This window comes from Agrococcus sp. KRD186 (genome assembly GCF_017168255.1).
GTDB lineage: Bacteria > Actinomycetota > Actinomycetes > Actinomycetales > Microbacteriaceae > Agrococcus.
Window position 1 is genome coordinate 1,747,287 of sequence record NZ_JABFAP010000001.1, and the last position, 21,033, is coordinate 1,768,319.

18 protein-coding genes and 1 tRNA gene are annotated in these 21,033 nt (G+C 71.5%); 4 read left to right on the forward strand and 15 right to left on the reverse strand.

Annotation, left to right across the window (positions count from 1 at the left end):
* Position 1: 1 nt before the first annotated feature.
* The 10 genes from J1M46_RS08385 to J1M46_RS08430 all read right to left on the reverse strand — a co-directional run bounded on the left by J1M46_RS08385 (position 2) and on the right by J1M46_RS08430 (position 11,453).
* Positions 2-1,804, reverse strand: coding sequence for a DUF222 domain-containing protein (locus J1M46_RS08385; protein ID WP_206447399.1), 1,803 nt, complete (start codon positions 1,802-1,804; stop codon positions 2-4).
* A gap of 158 nt (positions 1,805-1,962) precedes the next feature.
* Entirely contained in the window at positions 1,963-3,528 is a 1,566-nt protein-coding gene (locus J1M46_RS08390) for an alpha/beta hydrolase (protein WP_206447400.1), read from the reverse strand.
* Between the two features lie 49 nt (positions 3,529-3,577).
* Positions 3,578-4,726, reverse strand: a complete 1,149-nt coding sequence (locus tag J1M46_RS08395) for a DNA polymerase III subunit delta' (RefSeq protein WP_206447401.1) — start codon at positions 4,724-4,726, stop codon at positions 3,578-3,580.
* Positions 4,727-4,762: 36 nt separating this feature from the next.
* The gene (gene tmk / locus J1M46_RS08400; RefSeq protein ID WP_206447402.1) at positions 4,763-5,395 is read right to left on the reverse strand and encodes a dTMP kinase; all 633 of its coding nucleotides are present in this window, start codon (positions 5,393-5,395) and stop codon (positions 4,763-4,765) included.
* Between the two features lie 43 nt (positions 5,396-5,438).
* On the reverse strand, positions 5,439-8,189 hold the full coding sequence (gene topA, locus J1M46_RS08405; protein WP_241249515.1) for a type I DNA topoisomerase: 2,751 nt from the start codon (positions 8,187-8,189) through the stop codon (positions 5,439-5,441).
* Positions 8,190-8,332: 143 nt separating this feature from the next.
* Positions 8,333-8,707: an Rv3654c family TadE-like protein gene (locus J1M46_RS08410; protein WP_342384325.1), complete on the reverse strand. Its 375-nt coding sequence runs from the start codon at positions 8,705-8,707 to the stop codon at positions 8,333-8,335.
* Positions 8,708-8,763: 56 nt separating this feature from the next.
* The gene (locus J1M46_RS08415) at positions 8,764-9,132 is read right to left on the reverse strand and encodes a hypothetical protein (RefSeq protein ID WP_206447404.1); all 369 of its coding nucleotides are present in this window, start codon (positions 9,130-9,132) and stop codon (positions 8,764-8,766) included.
* Positions 9,133-9,135: 3 nt separating this feature from the next.
* Positions 9,136-9,309, reverse strand: coding sequence for a DUF4244 domain-containing protein (locus J1M46_RS08420; RefSeq protein ID WP_092916267.1), 174 nt, complete (start codon positions 9,307-9,309; stop codon positions 9,136-9,138).
* 231 nt (positions 9,310-9,540) lie between these two features.
* Positions 9,541-10,383, reverse strand: a complete 843-nt coding sequence (locus J1M46_RS08425; RefSeq protein ID WP_206447405.1) for a type II secretion system F family protein — start codon at positions 10,381-10,383, stop codon at positions 9,541-9,543.
* Positions 10,380-11,453 (reverse strand): TadA family conjugal transfer-associated ATPase, encoded by a 1,074-nt coding sequence (locus tag J1M46_RS08430; protein WP_241249067.1) that lies wholly within the window; start codon positions 11,451-11,453, stop codon positions 10,380-10,382. The genes J1M46_RS08425 and J1M46_RS08430 overlap by 4 nt, the downstream gene beginning before the upstream one ends.
* A gap of 329 nt (positions 11,454-11,782) precedes the next feature.
* On the opposite strand from J1M46_RS08430, the gene acs reads away from it, so the two are divergent.
* A complete protein-coding gene (gene acs / locus J1M46_RS08435; RefSeq protein ID WP_206447407.1) occupies positions 11,783-13,729 on the forward strand; it encodes an acetate--CoA ligase in 1,947 nt (648 codons plus the stop codon).
* Positions 13,730-13,758: 29 nt separating this feature from the next.
* On the opposite strand, the gene J1M46_RS08440 is transcribed toward acs, so the two are convergent.
* Positions 13,759-14,217, reverse strand: coding sequence for a RidA family protein (locus tag J1M46_RS08440; RefSeq protein WP_206447408.1), 459 nt, complete (start codon positions 14,215-14,217; stop codon positions 13,759-13,761).
* The gene (locus J1M46_RS08445) at positions 14,214-14,387 is read right to left on the reverse strand and encodes a hypothetical protein (protein WP_206447409.1); all 174 of its coding nucleotides are present in this window, start codon (positions 14,385-14,387) and stop codon (positions 14,214-14,216) included. The genes J1M46_RS08440 and J1M46_RS08445 overlap by 4 nt, the downstream gene beginning before the upstream one ends.
* Positions 14,388-14,435: 48 nt before the next feature.
* On the opposite strand from J1M46_RS08445, the gene J1M46_RS08450 reads away from it, so the two are divergent.
* The 3 genes from J1M46_RS08450 (at position 14,436) to J1M46_RS08460 (ending at position 18,150) form a co-directional block, all read left to right on the forward strand.
* Positions 14,436-17,093, forward strand: coding sequence for a transglycosylase domain-containing protein (locus J1M46_RS08450; RefSeq protein WP_206447410.1), 2,658 nt, complete (start codon positions 14,436-14,438; stop codon positions 17,091-17,093).
* A 16-nt stretch (positions 17,094-17,109) separates the two neighbouring features.
* Complete coding sequence (locus tag J1M46_RS08455; protein WP_206448763.1) at positions 17,110-18,027, forward strand: metallophosphoesterase; 918 nt, start codon at positions 17,110-17,112, stop codon at positions 18,025-18,027.
* 46 nt (positions 18,028-18,073) lie between these two features.
* A tRNA-Pro gene (locus J1M46_RS08460) sits at positions 18,074-18,150 on the forward strand.
* A gap of 66 nt (positions 18,151-18,216) precedes the next feature.
* Here the strand turns inward: J1M46_RS08460 and J1M46_RS08465 are convergent.
* The 3 genes from J1M46_RS08465 to J1M46_RS08475 are packed head-to-tail and all read right to left on the reverse strand — an operon-like array spanning position 18,217 to position 20,980.
* Entirely contained in the window at positions 18,217-18,825 is a 609-nt protein-coding gene (locus tag J1M46_RS08465) for a thymidine kinase (RefSeq protein ID WP_206447411.1), read from the reverse strand.
* 2 nt (positions 18,826-18,827) lie between these two features.
* Complete coding sequence (locus J1M46_RS08470; protein WP_206447412.1) at positions 18,828-19,451, reverse strand: helix-turn-helix transcriptional regulator; 624 nt, start codon at positions 19,449-19,451, stop codon at positions 18,828-18,830.
* Between the two features lie 11 nt (positions 19,452-19,462).
* Positions 19,463-20,980, reverse strand: a complete 1,518-nt coding sequence (locus J1M46_RS08475; protein ID WP_206447413.1) for a malate:quinone oxidoreductase — start codon at positions 20,978-20,980, stop codon at positions 19,463-19,465.
* Positions 20,981-21,033 lie beyond the last annotated feature (53 nt).

Below are 21,033 nucleotides of genomic sequence, written 5' to 3' on the forward strand. Positions count from 1 at the left end.
CTCAGGTGCGCATCACGATGTGCGGCGGCGGATGCAGATCGACCGCTGGGGCGCGCGCGGCGCGACCGAACTGTTGATCCAGTAGCGCGCGGAGGCGAGGCTCGACGCCACGCGCCCGTTCGCGCGATCGGCGGTGCGGCCGTCGAGTCGCCTGAGGCCGCCCTGCGACGGGAGCCAGGGTCGCCGCCATGGCGGCCGGGACCCGCACCGCGAGAGCAGGCGGCGCGGCGGCCGCGAGGCTGCCGGGGCTGGCGCTACCGGCACCGGCGTCAGCGACGGTGCTGCCGCTTCCGGCTCCGGTGCCGGTGGCACCGGTGCTGCCGATCGACGCGATCGCGGCGCGTGCGCTCTCGCTCACGGCGGCCTCGCGGGTCGCGCCCGTGCGGCTGGTGCGTGCGTAGCGGTCGGTGGTGCGCAACTGGGGCACGATGCGCCAGTTGCCGGGCTCTGGTCCTGCGGCTTCGACGCGGAGGCGGCCGGCGTGGATCTCGTGGTGGTGGTAGACGCAGACGAGGATGCCGTTGGTGATGTCGGTGGGGCCGTCGGCCTCCCAGGGGGTGATGTGGTGGGCCTCGCACCAGGAGGCGGGCAGGCCGCAGCCGGGTACCCGGCAGCCCTTGTCGCGGGCGGCCAGCGCGCGCCGCTGCGCACGGTTGAACAGCCGCTCGGTCCTGCCGAGGTTCAGCACCTGGCCGACGCCGTTGACGACCGCGTGGTGGATGGTCGCATCGCACGCGAGCCGGGCAACGTACTCGATCGGCACCAGATCACCGGTGTGCTCAATAGTCAGCGTCCGATCGGGCGAGGGGCGGTCGTGCAGGTAGGCGTTGTAGGCGTCGATGGTGCCGGTGAACACGAGCGTGGGCGCTTCGCCGCCGGCGATCGGCGCGTCGCCGGAGGCGGCGTGCGCGCGGACCAAGCCGATGAGGATGTCGTGCCGCTTCTGCTCGCGCGTGCGGTCATCGACCACGCCCGAGTCGTCGCCTGCCGGGTTGCCGTTGAGGTCCACGTCCCGGCCGGCGTCGCAGTCGTCGCCGCACGCGTCGCTGCAGCCGTCGTGGCCGGTGTCGCGGAAGGCGACCTTCACCCGCGGGCCTTCGTGCGCGTCGACCACGGCCTTCAGCGAGGAGCCATCCTCCGCCGGCGACCAGCCGCGCCAGCCCCAGCCGCCGCGCTCCCGCCAGATGCGGAACGACCGCTCGGTGCGCTGCCGCTCGTCTGCCGGCAGCACCCCGTCCGGGTCGATCGCCGCGACATACACGCGCGCCTGGTCGGCCAGCAGCTCGGGCACCAGCGGGAAGTCGGGATCGGTGGCGGCATCGACCAGCAGACCCTCGGCCCACGCCAGCCGCTCCAGATCCGCGCGCGGCGCCGCCGGCTCCAAGGTGCCGACGATCGTGCGCGCCTGCTCCAGCGACAGGGCGCCCGCGTCGATCGCGGCAGACACTCGCGGGTACTTGACCGCGATGTCGCCGCCGGTGAGCGACATCCCCGGGCTGACCATCGCCGCCAACGCGAGCAGCTGGTGCGCGTCGCGGCCGCGGATGCCGAACGACTGCGCGACCGCCTCCTTCGCGCTCCGACTCCCCATCGCGCGACAGAGCCTCTGATCGGCCGGCCCCTGGGAGCGCTCCTCAATCAGGCCCGCAAGCCGCACCTGCAGCGCATCCACGATCCGCGACAGCGCCGCCGTGCCGGCCAGCGCATCCTCGACCACCGTCACCGGCGCCATCGCGAGCGCATCGACACGATCGAGCACGGCACGCGCGGCATCCACCGCTACGCCCATCTGCTGCTCAGTCACCATCGACTCCGTCCGTTGCGACGAGAGTAGATGCGGCTACCCACACGACCCTCGAATGCCTGTTCGAACAAGGCTAGACGAAGGCACCCACACGGGTGCGGGCAGAGCGGCAGGCTGTGGAGAACTCGGCCCTCAGACCAGAAGCATGGCCACGCTGCTCAGCAGTCGAGGTCGCCCGTCGGCGCCGTGCCCGTCAGGAAGTAGTCGTTGACGGGCCGATCGACACATGCGTTGCCGTTGTTGTACTGGCTGTGCCCCTCTGCGTCGACCGAGATGAGCACGCCCGACTCGAGCATCCCTGCCAGTTCGACCGCCTGCTGGTAGGAGGTTGCAGGGTCGTTCAGCCCACCGATGACGATGATCGGCTCGGCACCGGGCGCCGTGATCTCGTGCGGCTGCCGCGTCGCCTCGAACGGCCATGCGGCGCACGAGCCGACGCCGACGAAGTCGGGGCCGAGCGTGGGCGCGGCGGCCATGATCTGCTCGGCGTTCGCACGGATCTCGTCGAAGTCGGTCACAGCGGGCTGATCGAGGCAGTTCACCGCGATGAGCGCCTCGAGCGAGTTGTCGCTGAAGGTGCCGTCGGGGTTGACGCCGTAGTACTCGTCGGCCGCGGCGTACGCCGATTCGCCGCTGCCGCCCTCCACGTCGGCGAGGATCTGGCGCAGCGTCGGCCACTGGAAGTCGCTGTAGAGATTGGCGGCGATCGCGATGAACAGCGCACCCGAGCCGAGCTGCCGGCCGTCGTTCACCGTGATGGGGTTCGCATCGAGCCGGTCGATGAGCTCGCGGGTCTGCGCCAGCGCATCCGCCTTGTCGCCTTCGAAGGTGCAATCGCTCTGCTGGAGGCAGTCGGCCACGAAGTTGCCGTACGCGAGCTCGAAGCCGGCGGCCTGGTGCAGGGTGCCCTCGAAGTCGGTGGCGTCGGGAGCGACGGCGGCGTCGAGCACCATGCGACCGACGTTCTCGGGGAACAGGTCGGCGTACGTCGAGCCGATCAGCGTGCCGTACGAGACGCCCAGGTAGTTGAGCTGCTGCTGGCCGAACAGCGCCCGCAGCAGGTCCATGTCGCTCGCGACCTGCTCGGTGCCGACGAACTCGAGATAGGGGCCGGTCTGCTCGAGGCAGGCGTCGGCGAACCACTGCGCAGATTCGAGCTGCTGCTCGAGGTCGGCATCGCTGAGCGGCTCGGGTGCGGGGCCGGGCGGCATCTCCCACAGCCAGTCGTAGAGCTCTGCCGGGTCGTCGTAGCAGCTGATGGGCGTCGAACCGCCGACGCCGCGGGGATCGAAGCCCACCAAGTCGTAGCCCTCGCGCACCTCGGGGGGCAGCAGGTAGTCGCCGTAGTCGCGCACGTACTCGACGCCCGATGCGCCGGGCCCGCCGGGGTTGTAGAGGATCGCGCCCTGCCGCTCGCCGGTGGCGGGGGCGACGGTCACGGCGAGCTCGATGGTGTCAGCGGATGGGTCGTCCCAGTTCATCGGGGCCGTGACGGTGCCGCACCACAGGGTGCCGCAGTCGCTCCAGTCGACCTGTTGGCCATAGAACTGCTCGAGCTCCGGCGCGACCTGCTCGCCCGTGGGGGTCCACTGCGGCTCGCCGGTCGCCTGCCCGGGAGTCTGCGGCTCACCGGGCAGCGGCGGCGGCAGGATGCATCCCGTCAGCGCGAGGGTCGACACGGCGATGGCGGCGAGCGCGGCCAAGCCGCGACGGGTGCGATGCATGCATTCAGCGTATGGGGCGTCGCTATGCGCGCGGCGAGCGCCGCCGCCGTCAGCGGCGCTGCGCGGCGCGGGCCGCCTGCACGAGCATCGCCTCGAGCGCGAGCAGCGGCGGCACGTTCGCCTCGATGCGCTCGCGGGCGAGGCGGATGGCGTCGAGCACGTCGATCACGGCCGCGCGGGCGAGGTAGTCGGCGGCGGCCTGCACGGTCGGCTGCATCGCCTGGTTCACGAGTTCTCGGCCCACGCCCAGTTGCGTCATGAGGATGTCGCGGTAGAGCGAGAGCAGGTCGACGAGGATGCGGTCGACGCCATCGCGCATGCCCCGCTTGGCCCGTTGCTTCTGCGCCTCCTCGAGCTCCTTCAGCTGCTTGCGCAGCTGCGGTGGCACCGTGCCGCCGGGCTCGATGCCCAGCTGCCGCAGCGCCTGCGCGCGCTCGACCTCGTCGCGCTCGGCGGAGAGCGCGTCGGCGTCGGCGGTCGCGATCTCGACGTAGCGGGCAGCGGCCAGCACCGCCGACGCCGACGTCGACACACGCATGGCGATGTCGAGCGTCTCCGCTCGGCGGGCCCGCGCCTCCGGGCTCTGCGCCAGCCGGCGCGCCATCCCGATGTGGCTCTGCGCCTCGCGGGCCGCGCGCTCGGCGACGTCCCGCTCCACCCCGTCGCGCTCCACCAGCAGCCGTGCCACCTCATCGGGGTCGGGCACCTGCAGCGTGAGGGTGCGCACCCGCGAGCGGATGGTCGGCAGCAGGTCTGCCTCGCTCGGCGCGCAGAGGATCCAGACCGTCTCGGGCGGCGGCTCCTCGAGCGCCTTCAGGAGTGCGTTCGAGGTGCGCTCGGCCATCCGGTCGGCGTCCTCCACCACCACCACGCGGTGGCGCGAGCTCGAGGGCGCGAGCGATGCCCGCTGCACGACGGCGCGGGCCTGCGCGATGGTGATGAGCACGCCCTCGGTCGAGAGCGTGACCAGATCGGGGTGCGTGCGCGCGGTGACGAGCGTCTCGATCTCGGGGTCGATGCCGCTCGGCGGCGAGAGCAGTGCGGCCGCGAACGCGTAGGCGAGATTCGAGCGGCCCGATCCGGGCGGCCCGGTCAGCAGCCAGGCATGGGTCGTCGAGCCGGGAGCATCGCTGGCCGCGCGCTGCAGCTGCGCGACCGCGTCGGTCTGCCCCACGATCTCGCTCCAGCCGCCCGTCATGCGCGCTCCCCCACCGTCAACCGTCCCGTGCAGCGCTCAGCGCTGCATGTCGAGCATCGCACGCACATGCGACACGACGCTCGCGTGCACGCTCTCGGGTGCAGCGGATGCGTCGACGACGACGAAGCGGTTCGGCTCGGCCTCGGCGAGCGACAGGTAGGCATCGCGCACGCGCTGCGCGAAGTCGAGGCCCGTGTCCTCCAGCCGGTCGTAGGGCGCGTGCTCGCGGCCGGCCATCCGCTCACGGCCGACCGCCGGGTCGATATCGAGCAGGATCGTCAGGTGCGGCAGCAGCCCGTCGATCGCCCACAGCGACAGATCGCGCACCTGCTGCGGGTCGAGCTCGCGCCCGGCACCCTGGTAGGCGACCGAGGAGTCGAGGTAGCGATCCTGCACCACCACGTCGCCGCGCTCGATCGCAGGCCGCACGAGCGTCGCGACATGGTGCGCGCGATCGGCGGCGAACAGCAGCGCCTCCGCGCGCGGCGCGACGTGCCCCTCGGTGTGCTGCACGAGCCGGCGGATCTCGACGCCGAGCTCGGTGCCGCCTGGCTCGTGCGTGCGCACGACCGTGCGGCCGCGGTCCTCGAGCCACGCCTGCAGCAGGCCAGCCTGCGTCGACTTGCCGGAGCCGTCGCCGCCTTCGAGGGTGATGAAGGCGCCGGTCATGCGTTGCTGCTCATGCGTCGCTGCTGCTGGGATCGGTGCTCGCTCATTCGGTCGGCGGGGTCTGCTTCGCGGCAGACTTCTTCGCGGCCGGCTTCTTGGCGGCCGGCTTCTTCGCAGCGGGCTTCTTCGCGGCCGGCCTCTTCGCAGCGGGCTTGCGCGCGGGCTTCTTCGCCGGTCCCTTGTCGCGCTTGATCTGCAGCAGCTCGACCGCACGCTCGAAGGTGACGGCCTCGACGTCCTCGCCGCGCGGGATGGTCGCGTTCGTCTCGCCGTCGGTGACGTACGGGCCGAAGCGGCCGTCGCGCAGCTTGATCGGCTTGCCGCTCACGGGGTCGGCGTCGAACTCCTTGAGCGCCGATGCCGCCTTGCGCGCGCCGTACTTGGGCTGCGCGAACTTCTCGAGCGCGCCCTCGAGCGTGATCGTGAAGATCTGCTCCTCGTCGTCGAGCGAACGGGTGTCGGTGCCCTTCGACAGGAACGGGCCGTAGCGGCCGGGCCGCGCGGTGATCTCGGTGCCCGACTCCGGGTCCACGCCCACCACCCGGGGCAGCCCGAGCAGCTTCAGCGCCGTCGGCAGGTCGACCGACTCCGGCTCCATGGACTTGAAGAGGGATGCGCGGCGCGGCTTGGGCGCGGCCTTGCCCTTCTTCGGGGGCACGGGTTTGCCGTCGTCGTCGAGCTCGACCGGCAGGACCTCTTCGATGTACGGTCCGAAGCGGCCGTTCTTCACTGCGACGTCGAGTCCGGTCTCGGGGTGCTGACCGAGCATCCGATCCTGCACAGGCTCGGCGGCGAACAGCTCCTGCGCCTTCTCAGGCGTGAGCTGGTCGGGCGTCAGGTCCTCGGGGATGTTGGCGCGCTTGACCTCGCCATCGGCGTCGGTGCCCTCGAGGTAGGGGCCGTACTGGCCCACGCGCAGCGTGACACCCTCGGCGACCGGGATCGAGTTGACCGCGCGGGCATCGATGTCGCCGAGGTTCGCCACCGTCGACTGCAGGCCAGGGTGCTGGTCGCTGCCGAAGTAGAAGCGCTGCAGCCAGTCGTTGCGGTCGAGCTCGCCGTCGGCGATGCGGTCGAGATCGGTGAGCATCGCGGCGGTGAAGTCGTAATCGACGTAGTCGCCCAGGTTCTCCTCGAGCAGCTTGATGGTCGAGAACGCGATCCAGTTCGGCACCAGCGCGCCGCCGCGCTGCGTGACGAAGCCGCGCCGCACGATCGTGTCGATGATCGACGCGTAGGTCGACGGGCGACCGATCTCGAGCTCCTCGAGCGCCTTCACGAGGCTCGCCTCGGTGTAGCGCGGCGGGGGCGTCGTGGCGTGCGCCTTGCGCTCCAGCTCGGCGAGGTCGACGGCGCCCCCCTCCTTGACGTCCGGCAGCCTCGACTCGCCCGAGGACGCATCCGCCTGTGCCTCGTCCGCGTAGCGGGCGGCGTCCTTCGACTCCTCGTAGGCCTGCAGGAAGCCCGGCTCGGTGATCACGGTGCCGGATGCGGTGAACTCGGCGACGCCGCGGCTGGTCGTCCCAGAGGCGATGGTGATGGTCGCGGTCTGACCGGTCGCGTCGATCATCTGGCTCGCGACCGTGCGCTTCCAGATCAGCTCGTACAGGCGCTGCTCGTTCGGGGTGAGCGACGAGCGCACCTCGCTCGGGGTGCGGAAGCTCTCGCCCGAGGGGCGGATGGCCTCGTGCGCCTCCTGCGCCGACTTCGACTTGCCGGCGTAGTGCCGCGCGGCCTGCGGGATCGAGCCGGCGCCGTACAGCGCGGTCGCCTGCGTGCGTGCGGCATTGATGGCCTGCTTCGACAGTGCGGGCGAGTCGGTGCGCATATAGGTGATGTAGCCCTGCTCGTAGAGCGACTGGGCGACCGACATCGTCTGCTTCGCCGAGAGCTTCAGCTTGCGGCCGGCCTCCTGCTGCAGCGTCGAGGTCGTGAACGGCGCCGAGGGGCGACGGCGGTAGGGCTTCGACTCGACGCCCGAGACCTTGAAGGCGCATCGCGAGAGCTCGGCGGCAAGCGTCTCGGCGGCGGCGGCATCAAGAACGGTGCGCACGCCCTTGATCTGGCCGCGGTCGTCGAAGTCGCTGCCGGTGGCGACCCGCGCGCCGTCGAGCCGCACGAGACGCGCCCCGAAGCGGCTGCCCTGTGTCGTCGACTGAGGGGCCTCGAACTGCGCGGTGAGGCTCCAGTAGTCGGCGGCGACGAACGCCATGCGCTCGCGCTCGCGGTCGACGATCAGGCGCGCAGTGGGCGACTGCACGCGGCCGGCCGAGAGGCCCTGCCGCACCTTGCGCCACAGCACCGGGCTGACCTCGTAGCCGTAGAGGCGGTCGAGGATGCGGCGGGTCTCCTGCGCGTCGACGAGCGGCATGTTCAGCTCGCGCATCTCGTCCTTGGCCTGCTGGATGGCTTCCTCGGTGATCTCGTGGAACACCATCCGCTTCACCGGCACCTTGGGCTTGAGCACCTCGAGCAGGTGCCAGGCGATGGCCTCTCCCTCGCGGTCCTCATCAGTGGCGAGGATGAGCTCGTCTGCATCCTTAAGCGCCTTCTTCAGCTCGCTCACGGTCTTCTTCTTCTCGTCGCTCACCACGTAGTAGGGGGCGAAGCCGTTGTCGACGTCGACGGCGAACTTGCCGTACGAGCCCTTCTTCAGCTCGGCCGGCAGGTCGCGAGGGCTCACGAGGTCGCGGATGTGCCCGACCGATGCCAGCACCTGGTAGCCATCGCCCAGGTACCGCTCGATCGTCTTCCCCTTCGCCGGGGACTCCACGATGACGAGCTTCTTGCCCATGCTCACGCTCACTGCTCTATAGAAAAAAGGGGTGTCGGCCCGACCGGGCCACGATTCGACACTGTACACACGGTGTCATTGCGCGCTCACAGCCGGGTGCACCGCGTTCGCTGGCGGCGGAGGGCCGCGCACGGGGTGCTGCGTCACGGTGGCGGCCCTGCACGGGCGGTGACGGATGCGGTGAGCGGCCCGACCGGGACGGTGGCCGTCACGCGCGCCTCCAGCCCGTCGATCCGGCAGTCGGCGAGCCTCGCGTGACTCGCGGTCGCCACCGCCTGCGCCAGCGCGCAGGGGCTGCCGTCGGCGAACCCGGCGAGCGCGTCCGCCGCGGCCAGCACCGCCGCATCGGCGGCCGCCGCCGCACGCGCCTGCGCGATCGCCGCGGTGCCAGCGCCCACGACCAGCATCGCCAGCAGCAGCGCCGCCGTCGCCACCGCGAGCGCGAGCGCCGCCCCCGCCCCGCGCTCGCCGCTCACGTGCTCGTCGAGCAGCCCCGGAGGGGCGTATCGAGACGACACTCGCTGCCGGTCTCGATACGCCCGACTCCGTCGAGCTACTCGACCACCGGAGTGTCTCACCGCCCGCCCCCGTGCGCGCAGCTCCGCGCCGTCAGCGTCAGCGCTCCCCCGAGCGCGTCGCGCGAGAGCACCGCGCACACGAGCTCGCCCTGCTGCTCGAGCCTCAGCGCCGCTCCGTCGGCGTACGCCGCCGGGTCATCGTCGCGACCGGCGGCGCGGGCCGCCGCACCCGCCGACTGCTCGAGGCTCACCTGCGCGGCCGTCGCGGCGACCGCGCCGACCGCGATCGCGATCGCGAGCACCGCTGCGGGCAGCGCCGCGGCGAGCTCGGCGGTCACTGCCCCGAGCTCGCCGCGGAGCAGCCCGCGCAGGCGACGACCGGGCCGGGCCTGCCCCCTACGACCCGCAGCCACCTGCTCGAGCATCGGTCACTGCACCGTCAGTGCGCGCTGCACCATGTCGGTGAGCATGCCGCGCACCTCATCCGAGCGCAGGATCACCACCAGCAGCCCGGCGAACCCCACCGCCGCCATCGTCGCGATGACGTACTCGGCGGTCGCCGCGCCGTCCTCTTCCTGCACCAGTCTCTCGAGCATCCTCATGCTCGCCTCCTCTCCATTGGGAGCCCCAAGGGTGCGACATGCGAGTGCACCCGCGTGCGGCTGCGAGCCCCGCCTGTGGATGACTGCGGTCATCCCGCCACGGATCCGCGGCGGCGAGCCATGGGCGCTACGGCCACGCCTTGCACAGGAATGCCGACTTGCTGCACGAGTGATGCGTCACTCCTGCGCAGGACCGTCATTCCCTGCGCGGTGCCGCGGGCGGGGCGGCGGCTACGCGAGCGGCGTGAGCGCACCCGAGAGCATCGAGACCACGAGCGGCACGATTACCAGCAGCGAGAAGGCGGGCAGCACGCAGGCGCCCAGCGGCAGCGCCAGCTGCACGGCGGCCCGCTGCGCGCGCGCCTCGCCGTCGAGCCGCGCCCGGGTGCGCGCAGCCGACGCCTCCGCGAGCAGCAGGCCGCGCACAGGCACGCCCGCCCGGCGCGCCAAATCGAGTGCGGCATCGACATCCTCCCAGCCGCTCGCGAGCACGCCGGCATCCGCGAGCGCAGCGGCTGCGAGCTCCCGCGCACGATCGGCCGCCCCGCCGCCCGCGAGCGCCACCGCGACCAGGTCGAGCGCGAGCCCGGGCGCCGGGTCGCCGCGCGCTGCTCTGCGCACGATCGCCCGCGACCATGCCCAGGCCGCGACCAGCAGCACCGCACCCGCGAGCACCGACCCTGTGCCGATGCCGCCACCGAGCGCAGCACCGAGCACATCGAGCCCGAGCGCCAGCCCGAAGCCGAGGCCGACGATCGGCAGCAGCATGACGAGCTTCGCAGTCGCCCGCGGACCGGCGAGCGCCGACTCCAGCGCGCGTCGCTGCGCCGCCTGCTCCCGCAGCAGCCCGGCCAGCCGTTCGAGCGTGGGCGCCATCGGCGCGCCCGTCTGCTGCGCGACCGCGAGCACTGCGGTGATCAGCCCGCCGCCCGCCTGCCCGCCGCCGACCTGCGCGGCGACCGCAGCCGCATCCGTGCCCAGCACCGCCCACGCCCGCTCGATCGGCAGCCCGCCGGCCACGAGCGCCGCCACGCGGTGCACGGTGGCCGCGGCCTCGTTTGCCTCGCGCTTCACGTCGGCCGCACCACCAGCCGCTCGCCGTCGAGCGCCAGCTCGCCGATGGCCGCCACCCGCCGCACCGGGCCCGGCGGGTGGTCGGCATCCGCTTCGGCAATCGGCGTTCCCTCGCCGTCGGATCGCTCGACGTGCAGCACCGCGTCGATCGCGCTGACCGCCTGGCGCGCGAGTGCCGTCGGCGTCAGCCCTGCGAGCGCGCCGAGCGCCTCGAGTCTGGCCGGCACGTCGTCGAGCGAGTTCGCGTGCAGCGTGCCGGCGCCCCCGTCGTGGCCCGTGTTGAGCGCCGACAGCAGCTCGCGCACCTCCGCACCGCGGCACTCCCCCAGCACCAGCCGGTCGGGCCGCATGCGCAGCGCCTCGCGCACGAGCTGCTCGAGCCCGATCGCGCCGGCGCCCTCGGCGTTCGCCTGCCGCGCCTCGAGCGATACGACATGGGGGTGCCGGATGCGCAGCTCGGCGACATCCTCGATCGTCACGATGCGCTCGGTGCTGGCGGCGCCGGAGAGCATCGCGCCCAGCAGCGTCGTCTTGCCCGAACCGCCGGCACCGGTCACGAGCACGTTCGCGCGCCGATCGACCAGCGCCCGCACCCGCTCGAGCGGCACGAGCGCGAAGGCACCGCTCGCCTCGAGCTCTGTGAGCGACAGCGCCGCCACCCGCGGCAGCCGGATCGACAGCTGCGCGCCCGCCACGGCGACCGGCGGCAGCACCGCGTGCACCCGGATGCCGTCGTGCAGCCGCACGTCGACGCACGGCGTCGCCTCGTCCACGTGCCTGCCGCCGGCGGCCACCAGCGCGATGGCGAGCGAGCGCGCCCGCGCCGCGTCGAGCAGCAGCGGCGCGCGCTCGGCACCCGCACCCCGGTCGACCCAGACCTGCCCGGCCGTCACGAACACATCCGTCACCGCGGCCTCCGCGACCAGCGGGGCCAGCTCGCCGAACTCGCGCAGCGAGCCGCCGCCCGAGCCGGTCCTGGCGGGCGAAGCGGTGGGCACGGCCGGCCGCGCGCCGGCGACGAACGGGATGCCCGTCCCCCGCCCGAACGCGGGCCCGGCTCGTGCAGTCATGGCTCGCACGGTAGGGCCGCACCGCACCCGCCCGCGGCCGGGACGCATCCGTCTGTGGAGAACCGCGGGCGACCCGGTGCAGCGAAGCACGAGCGCAGGCCGGTCGGGGGCGCGCCAGGCGGGTGAGAGAAGGCGGCGCCCACCTTGGGGGAAGGGGGCGCCGCCGCAGGAAGGCGAATGGGGGATCCGCCGTGCACCTGCTCACGTCGGCCAGGCCGACGCAGACCATGGTAGGCGGGAAGCGCTCAGCCGGTGAGCGCAACACGACGCAATCTGACAGCGGCGCGCGAGTAGGCTCGCCCCGACAGTGCCGTCTGTGAGGAGAACCAGTGTCTGACCGCATCGATCACCTGCTGAACGAGACCCGCCGCTTCGCGCCGCCGGAGGCGCTGGCAGGCGATTCCGCGACGTCCGCCGCGCTCTACGAGCAGGCGAGCGAGGATCGCCTGGGCTTCTGGGCCGAGCAGGCGAGGCAGCTGCAGTGGGAGAAGCCCTTCACCGAGGTGCTCGACTGGCAGCCGCCGCACGCGAAGTGGTTCCACGACGGCACGCTCAACGTGGCCGTCAACTGCCTCGACCGGCACGTCGAGGCAGGCAACGGCGACCGCGTCGCCTTCCACTGGGAGGGCGAGCCGGGCGACCGGCGCACCCTCACGTACGCCGACATGACCGCCGAGGTCAAGCGGCTCGCCAACGTGCTCGAGGAGCTCGGCGTCAAGGCCGGCGACCGCGTCGCCATCTACCTGCCGATGCTGCCGGAGGCGGTCGCCGCGATGCTCGCCTGCGCCCGCATCGGCGCCGTGCACACGGCCGTGTTCGGCGGCTTCAGCCCCTCGAACCTGCGCGGCCGCATCGACGACGCCGGCGCGACGCTCGTCATCACCACCGACGGCGCCTGGCGCAAGGGCAAGGTCTTCGCACTGAAGCCGACCGTCGACGAGGCGCTGCGCGAGCCGGGCCACGGCGTGCGCAACGTGCTGGTCGTCAAGCGCGGCGAGAACGAGATCGACTGGGTGGACGGCCGCGACGTCTGGTACCACGAGGCGATGGCGGATGCGCCCGCCGAGCACGTGGCACAGGCCTTCCCCGCCGAGCACGCGCTGTTCATCCTCTACACCTCCGGCACGACGGGCAATCCGAAGGGCATCCTGCACACGAGCGCCGGCTACCTGACCCAGACCTCGTTCACGCATCGCCACGTGTTCGACCTGAAGCCCGCGTCGGATGTCTTCTGGTGCACCGCCGACATCGGCTGGGTCACCGGTCACAGCTACACCGTCTACGGGCCGATGGCCAACGGCACGACGCAGGTGATGCACGAGGGCACCTTCGACACCCCCACGCCCGAGCGCCCGTGGCAGATGATCGAGCGCTACGGCGTGACGATCTTCTACACCGCCCCCACGGCCATCCGCACCTTCATGAAGCTCGGCCGCCAGCACACGCAGACGAGCGACCTCTCGAGCCTGCGCGTGCTCGGCTCGGTGGGCGAGCCCATCAACCCCGAGGCCTGGATCTGGTACCGCGACGTCATCGGCGGCGGCCACACCCCGGTGGTCGACACGTGGTGGCAGACCGAGACCGGCGCGATCATGATCTCGGCGCTCGCCTCGGTGACGACGCTCAAGCCCGGCAGCGCGCAGGTGCCGATCCCGGGCATCGAAGCGGATGTGTACGACGAGTCGGGCACGCCGGTCGCGAACGGCGATGGCGGGCTGCTCGTCATCCCCGAGCCGTGGCCGTCGATGCTGCGCACCATCTGGGGCGACGACGACCGCTACCGCCAGACTTACTGGGAGAAGTTCGGCGACACCTACTTCGCCGGCGACGGCGCCCGCAAGGACGAGGACGGCGAGATCTGGATGCTCGGCCGCGTCGACGACGTCATGAACGTCTCCGGCCACCGGCTCTCGACCGCCGAGATAGAGTCGTCGCTCGTCGCGCACGAGGGGGTCGCCGAGTCGGCGGTGGTGGGGGCGACGGATGCGACCACGGGCCAGGCGGTCGTCGCCTTCGTGATCCTGAAGGAGTCGGCGTCGAACGAGCACTCGGTCGAGGAGGCCGAGCAGATCCTGCGGCAGCACGTGGCGAAGGACATCGGCGCGATCGCTCGCCCGCGGCAGGTGTTCATCGTGCCGGATCTGCCCAAGACCCGCTCGGGCAAGATCATGCGGCGGCTGCTGCGTGATCTCGCCGAGGGCCGCGCGCTCGGCGACACCACGACGCTCGCCGACCAGAGCGTGGTCGACGCGATCAAGGAGCAGTTCCGCGCGTAGGGCATGTGCGTGGGCGCTCCGCGGAGCGCCTACGCGTAGGCGACGATGAGCTCCACCTCGACGGGCGCGCCGAGCGGCAGCTCGAAGACGCCGACGGCGCTGCGCGCGTGCTTGCCAGCGTCGCCGAAGATCTCGCCCAGCACGTCGCTCGCGCCGTTGACGACGCCCGGCTGGCCCGTGAAGCCCTCGGCCGAGGCGACGAATCCGACCACCTTGACGATGCGGGTGACGCGGTCGAGCGAGCCGATCTCGGCCTCGATCGCGGCGAGCGCGTTGAGTGCGCACTGGCGCGCATCGGCCTTGGCATCCTCAGCCGAGACCTCGCCACCGACCTTGCCGGTGCGGGGCATCGCACCATCGACCATCGGCAGCTGGCCGGAGGTGTAGACGAACCCGTTCGCCGAGACCGCAGGCACGTAGGAGGCCACCGGCGGCACCACCGTCGGCAGCGTGATGCCGAGCTCGCTCAGCCGCTCGGCGACGCTCATGCCGGCTCCTCCGACTCGACCGGGCGCTTCAGGAACGCGACCATGCCGCCCTCTGGGCCGTTCGCGACGTGCACGAGCTCCCAGCCATCGGTGCCCCAGGTGTTCAGGATCGCCGTCTCCCGGTGGATCAGGAGCGGTGTCGTCACGTACTCCCACGTCGTTCTTGCCATCGTCTGTCGTCCCCGCCCTCATAGGTTGTTCCCGTACCCTGGCATGCTATGGCCGCAACACGACACAAGCCAGGAAGCCTGCTGGGCTCGATCCTCGGGATCATCGGGTTCTCCGCGATCGCCGGGATCCTCATCTCGGCGACCCTGACGCCCGCGCTCGCGGTCGCGAGCAGCACCGCGAACAGCGGCCTCGACCTCTTCGAGAGCCTCCCCTCGTACGCGCAGATCAACCAGCAGGCCGAGCGCAACCGCATCTACGGCATGCGCGACGGCCAGCCGGTCGAGATGGCCCAGTTCTACGCCCAGGACCGCCAAGTGCTGCAGTGGAGCGACGTGCCCACCAACGCCGTGAACGCCCTGGTCGCCGGCGAGGACCGCCGCTTCTACACCCACGGCGGCGTCGACGCGCCCTCGGTCATCCGCGCCGGCATGTCGCAGCTGGGCTTCGGCGGCGACTCGGGAGCCTCGACGCTCACCATGCAGCTCGTGCGCATGCAGATCGCGATCGACGCGTGCCTCGCCGATCCCGAGGATGAGGCCGCCCAGGCGACCTGCGCTGCGCAGTACACCGAGTCGTACCAGCGCAAGCTCGCCGAGATGCGGCTCGCGATCGGCCTCGAGCAGGTGTACACGAAGAACGAGATCGTGCTGGCCTACCTCAACCTCGCCAACTTCGGCGGCAACGTCTACGGCATCGAGTCGGGTGCGCAGCGCCTCTTCAGCAAGTCGGCGTCGGAGCTGACGGTCGCCGAGTCGGCGGCGCTCATCGCCACCGTGCAGAACCCCTCCACGCGCAACCTCTTCAACGCCGAGAACTGGCCGCGCAACCAGGAGCGCCGCGACTTCATCATCAACAGCATGGCGGGCGAGGGCTACATCACCGCCGACGAGCAGGCCGAGGCGCTCGCGACGCCGGTCGACGAGAACTTCGTGACCTATTCGCCGGCGAACAACGGCTGCATCGCCGGGCACGACTCCGCGCGGTTCTTCTGCGACTACGTGCAGCGCGTGCTGCAGAACGACAAGGTCGACGGCCACTACATCCTCGGCGCCGAGCAGGCCGACAACGCGCGAGCCCTCTTCCAGGGCGGCTACCGCATCTACACCTCGATCGACCTGAGCCTGAACGACGCCAACCAGGCAGTCGTCGACGCCTATGCGCCGAACGACTACGCAGACTGGTTCGGCGGCGCGGTGACGCAGCTCGAGGTCGGCACCGGACGCATCCTCTCCATGGTGCAGAACAAGGACTACGACCCGCGCGCCGACCCCGCGCTGCCCGAGGGCGAGGAGGTGCCGTCGATGACGGCGACGGCGGTGAACTACAACGTCGACTACCGCGATGGCCGCTCGATCGGCTTCCAGCCGGGCTCCGGGTTCAAGATCTTCACCCTCGCGCAGTGGATCATCGACCGGCGCTCGGTGAACGAGCAGGTCGATGCGACCGAGGAGAACTGGACGACGGGTGAGTTCACCGCCTCGTGCAACCCCGGAGCCACCGCCATCGAAGCCGGCGGCTGGGAGCCGCAGAACAACGAGGGCAACCAGTACTCGCGCATGACGCCGACGGAGATCATGGTGAACTCCGTCAACACCGGCACCCTGCGGATGGCGAGCCAGCTCGATCTCTGCGACGTGATGGACACCGCGGCCGCCATGGGCGTGGAGCGTGGCGACGCCGGCTCGATCGACCCGAATACCCGCGAGGTGATCGAGAACAACCTCGTGCCGCTGCCCTCCGCGATCATCGGCGGAGCGTGGCCCGTGACGCCGATGAGCATGGCGGAGGCCTTCGCGACCATCTCGAACGGCGGCATCCACTGCGAGCCGATCGCGATCGACCGCATCGTCGCCCGCGACGGCTCCGAGGTCGCACCCCCGGGGCAGGACTGCCAGCAGGCGATCACCCCCGAGGTCGCGTCGGTCATGCAGCTCGTGCTGGACGAGGTGACGCAGCGCAACCCGCTGAACAACCCGGCCGGCAGCACCCCGGTCATCTCGAAGACCGGTACGACCAACGGCGTCCGCCACACCTGGGTCAACGGTGCGAGTCCGACCGTCGCCACCTCCGTGTGGGTCGGCAACATCAAGGGCAGCAACAACCTCGACGAGCTCAACCTCTGGAACGTGCGCTCGCAGATCTTCCGCGGCGTGATGACAGAGGCGATCAACCGCTACCCCGGTGGGCAGTTCCTCTCCCCCGACCAGGACACCCTGCAGGGTGACGCGAACGCGCTGCCGGACGTGACCGGCCAGAGCGTCGCCGACGCGCAGGCCACGCTCGCGGCCGCCGGCTTCGAGGTGCAGGTCGCAGACCCGATCGACGGCATCCAGGCGAGCGGCATGGTCGAATACACCGCGCCCGGCGCGGGCTCGCTGGTGACCACGCAGACGCCGATCATCATCTACCCCTCCAACGGAGCGCTGGCGCCCGACGCCGAGCAGCCGGAGGAGACGACTCCGCCGGATGCGGCCGGCCAGACCTGGCCGGACCTCTCGGCGCAGTCGATCAGCGATGCCAGATCCACGCTGTCCAGCGCCGGCTTCAACCCCGACCTGGTGCAGATCACCTGGCAGGATCACGGCGAGGCGAACCTCTGCACCGTGCTCGCGCAGAATCCGCTGCCCGAAGCTCCCGGCGCACCCGGCGACCCGATCTCGGTCGTCGTCGGCACCAACGCCTCGGGAGGCGACCCTGGCTGCTAGCCCCAGAGCGCTCGGCTTGGGTCTCGGCGGCGTGCTCGCCGCCGGCGCCGCGGTGGCCGCCTACGCGACCGCGATCGAGCCGCAGGCCTTCCGCATCCGTCACGAGACGCTGCGGGTGCTGCCCGCGGGCGCCCGGCCGATCCTGGTGCTGCACCTGGCCGACATCCATCTGGCGCCCTGGCAGGAGCGCAAGCTCGAGTGGCTCGAGGGCCTCACGAGCCTCGAGCCGGATCTCATCGTCAACACCGGCGACAGCCTCGGCCACCGAGCCGCGGTGCCCGCGCTGGCCGATGCCCTGCGCGTCTTCCAGGGCGTGCCCGGCTTCTTCGTGCACGGCTCGAACGACGTGTACGGGCCCGAGCCCAAGAATCCGCTGCGCTACTTCGGCGGGCCCTCGAAGCCGCCCGGCGAGTCGCACGCGAGCCGGCTCGACACCGCCGGCCTCGAGCGCGCCTACGCAGCGCTCGGCTGGCTGGACCTCAACAACGCCGCCCGCGCGATCGAGGTGCGCGGCACGAGCGTCGCGGCCTTCGGCGTCGCCGACGCGCACCGCCACTGGGATCGGCTCGACGAGACCGAAGCCGCGCTCTCGAGCATGCGCAAGGCGCTCGGCGACGGGCCCCGCGTGACCCTCGGCGTCACGCACGCGCCGTACCAGCGCATCCTCAACGCCTTCGTCGACCTGGGGGCGGATGCGATCCTCGCCGGGCACACGCACGGCGGCCAGGTGCGGGTGCCAGGCGGGCACGCGCTCGTCACCAACTGCGACATCCCGCGCGAGCAGGCCTCGGGCCTCAGCACCTGGGCGCACGAGGGGCGCGCGGTGCCGCTGAACGTCTCGCAGGGCATCGGCGCCTCGATCTACGCGCCGTTCCGGCTCGGCACTCCCCCGGAGGCGGTCGCGGTGTCGCTGCGGCCCCGCGACATCGGGTAGACTGGTGCGGTTGCTCACCGGGGTCTCCGCTCTGGCGCAGTGACATCGGGGTGTGGCGCAGCTTGGTAGCGCGCGTCGTTCGGGACGACGAGGTCGCAGGTTCAAATCCTGTCACCCCGACCAGATGTGAGAGCCCTCGCCGACAGGCGGGGGCTCTCGTCGTCCGTGGCCTCAATACGGCCCGGCGGCCTACTCGGCCAGCGGGGAACCCAGCCGGCCGGCCGATTCCTGCAGGTAGCACGAGCCGCAGAGCGACTCGTAGGTGACCGCCTCGCCGTCGATGGCGACCTGGTCGCCGTCGAAGACGAATCCGTCACCGACCTTGCGGGCGTTGAACATCGCCTTGCGGCCGCAGCGGCAGATGGTCTTGAGCTCCTCGAGCGAGTGCGCGAGCTCGAGCAGCCGCGCCGAGCCGGGGAACGCGTGCGTGAGGAAGTCGGTGCGGAGGCCGTAGGCCAGCACCGGCACGCCGCGCTCGACCGCGATGCGCAGCAGCTCGTCGACCTGCGCCGAGGTGAAGAACTGCGCCTCGTCGACCAGCAGGCACGCGACCGGCTCGTCGCTGCGCGCCGCCGCCTGCTCGAAGCGCTCGATCACCGACTCGTCGCGCGCGACCACGAAGTCGACCTGTCGCGTCACCCCCAGGCGCGAGACGATGCCGTGCTCGCCCTTCGTGTCGATGGCCGGCTTGGCGAGCAGCACGCGCTGGCCGCGCTCCTCGTAGTTGAAGGCGGTCTGCAGCAGGCCGGTGGACTTGCCGGAGTTCATCGCGCCGTAGCGGAAGTAGAGCTTCGCCACGACTAGAGGATGCCGTCCTCTTCAGCGCGGAGGCTCAGCTCGATGCGCTTGCCCGCGGGGCGCTGCACTGCGGCGTACTTCGCGCGCACCCGGCGCAGGAAGGTCTTCGCCGTCTCGTAGCCGACGCCCATCTCGGCGGCGACCTGCACGGTCGTGAGTCCCTGCACGTAGTGCGCGAGCGCGCGCCGCTCCCCCGGCGACAGCCGCGGACGCGGGGGCGAGTCGTCCATGGCAACGCGATTGCCGCGACGACGCCCCTGGCGCACGGTCGCGAGCCGCTCGACGACGCCCGTCGCCGCATCGGCCAGCGGCACGATGACGGCTCCGGCCTCCTCCAGCGACTGCCGCAGCTCGTCATCGGCATCGGCGTGCACGACCACGAAGGCGCCGGCGGCCGCGGCGGTGACCGCGTGGGCGAACAGCTGACGACCGGGCTCCTCCGCCAGCACAACGACATCGCCGGGGAAGCCGGCGTCGACGACCAGGTCGGTGAAGCGCGGGGCGACGGCGCTCAGTCGCAGCCGGGGATCAGCCGTGACCGCGGCGCGCAGGGCCGCGCCGAGCGTGCCGCTCGCGACGATGGAGACGGTGCGGGGAGTGCCGGTCTCTGCGGCGGTCGCAGTCATCTGCCATCACCTCATGCGGTCGAGCGCGCAGCGCCCGGAGCGAGCTCGGGCTCCGGTGTCTCCACCAGGCGCAGCGTGCGCGCGGTGCGCGCCAGCACCTCGCGCGCGGCCCCGGCGTCGTCGTTGAGCTTGGTGCCGTAGCTCGGGATCAGCTCGGTGAGCGTCGTCTTCCACGCCGGCATGCGCTCAGGGAAGCATCGCTCGAAGATCGTCAGCATGATGTGCACGGCGGTCGATGCCCCCGGCGATGCGCCGAGCAGGCCGGCGATCGTGCCGTCGGCGCCCGTGACCACCTCGGTGCCGAACTGCAGCACCCCGCCCTTGTCGGGGTCGCGCTTCATCACCTGCACCCGCTGGCCGGCGGTGATGAGGCGCCAGTCCTCGTCCTTCGCGTCCGGCATGAACTCGCGCAGGGCATCCAGGCGCTGCTGGCGGGAGGCGAAGACCTCGCCCATCAGGTAGCCGACGAGGTCGAAGTTCGCGAGCCCCGCGCGGATCATGGGCCAGAGGTTGTGGCCCTTGATCGTCTCGAACATGTCGGTGTAGCTGCCGGTCTTCAGGTACTTCGGGCTGAAGCCCGCGTACGGGCCGAACAGCAGGCTCGCCTCGCCGTCGACCACGCGCGTGTCGAGGTGCGGCACCGACATCGGCGGTGCGCCGACACTGGCCTTGCCGTACACCTTCGCGGTGTGGCGGGCGACCACCTCAGGGTTGTCGGTGCGCAGGAAGGCGCCCGTGATGGGGAAGCCGCCAAAGCCCTTGGCCTCCGGGATGCCCGACTGCTGCAGCAGCTTGAGCGCGCCGCCGCCCGCGCCGACGAAGACGAAGCGCGCGTGCACCTCGTTGGCCGTCTGCCCGACCTCGCTGCGCACCCGCAGCCGCCAGTCGCCGTCCGAGCGGCGCTTGAGGCCGGTGACGGTGACGTTGGTGTGCACCCGCGCGCCGTCCTCCGCCAGCTTCCCGATCAGCATCCGCGTCAGTGCGCCGAAGTCGACGTCGGTGCCGTCGGTCGAGCGGGTGGCGGCGATCGGCTGCGACTTCTTGCGCCCGGGGATGAGCGTCGGCGCCCACTCGCGGATGACCTCTGCGTCCTCGGAGTACTCGAGCCCGAAGAACAGCGGCTCGTCCTTCAGCAGCTCCCAGCGGCGGCGCAGGTAGTCGACGTTGTCCTCGCCCCAGACGAAGGTCATGTGCGGGGTGGGCGAGATGAAGCCCTTCGGGTCGGGCAGCGTGCCGTCCTCGACGAACGACGACCAGAGCTGGCGCGAGAGCTGGAACTGCTCGTTGATGGTGACGGCCTTGTCGGTCGTCATCGAGCCGTCTGCGCCCTCGGGCATGTAGTTGAGCTCGCACAGCGCGGCGTGCCCGGTGCCGGCGTTGTTCCACGGGTTCGAGGACTCCATCCCGACCTCGGGCAGTCGCTCGAACACCTCGATCGACCACGACGGCTCGAGGCGGTGCAGGAGGGCTCCGAGCGTCGCGCTCATGATCCCTCCGCCGATCAGGGCGACATCGATGGACTTGCTCACGGGTCCGATTCTAGAACAAGCGTCGACAACCGGAATTCGGGGTACACAGGAGC

Excerpts from the sequence above, each read along its gene's own strand:
- J1M46_RS08390 (WP_206447400.1), bottom strand. The coding sequence starts at position 3,528 with ATGCATCGCACCCGTCGCGGCTTGGCCGCGCTCGCCGCCATCGCCGTG.
- J1M46_RS08395 (WP_206447401.1), bottom strand. The coding sequence starts at position 4,726 with ATGACGGGCGGCTGGAGCGAGATCGTGGGGCAGACCGACGCGGTCGCG.
- tmk (WP_206447402.1), bottom strand. The coding sequence starts at position 5,395 with ATGACCGGCGCCTTCATCACCCTCGAAGGCGGCGACGGCTCCGGCAAG.
- topA (WP_241249515.1), bottom strand. The coding sequence starts at position 8,189 with ATGGGCAAGAAGCTCGTCATCGTGGAGTCCCCGGCGAAGGGGAAGACG.
- J1M46_RS08415 (WP_206447404.1), bottom strand. The coding sequence starts at position 9,132 with ATGCTCGAGCAGGTGGCTGCGGGTCGTAGGGGGCAGGCCCGGCCCGGT.
- J1M46_RS08420 (WP_092916267.1), bottom strand. The coding sequence starts at position 9,309 with ATGAGGATGCTCGAGAGACTGGTGCAGGAAGAGGACGGCGCGGCGACC.
- J1M46_RS08430 (WP_241249067.1), bottom strand. The coding sequence starts at position 11,453 with ATGACTGCACGAGCCGGGCCCGCGTTCGGGCGGGGGACGGGCATCCCG.
- J1M46_RS08440 (WP_206447408.1), bottom strand. The coding sequence starts at position 14,217 with ATGAGCGTCGCCGAGCGGCTGAGCGAGCTCGGCATCACGCTGCCGACG.
- J1M46_RS08445 (WP_206447409.1), bottom strand. The coding sequence starts at position 14,387 with ATGGCAAGAACGACGTGGGAGTACGTGACGACACCGCTCCTGATCCAC.
- J1M46_RS08450 (WP_206447410.1), top strand. The coding sequence starts at position 14,436 with ATGGCCGCAACACGACACAAGCCAGGAAGCCTGCTGGGCTCGATCCTC.
- J1M46_RS08470 (WP_206447412.1), bottom strand. The coding sequence starts at position 19,451 with ATGACTGCGACCGCCGCAGAGACCGGCACTCCCCGCACCGTCTCCATC.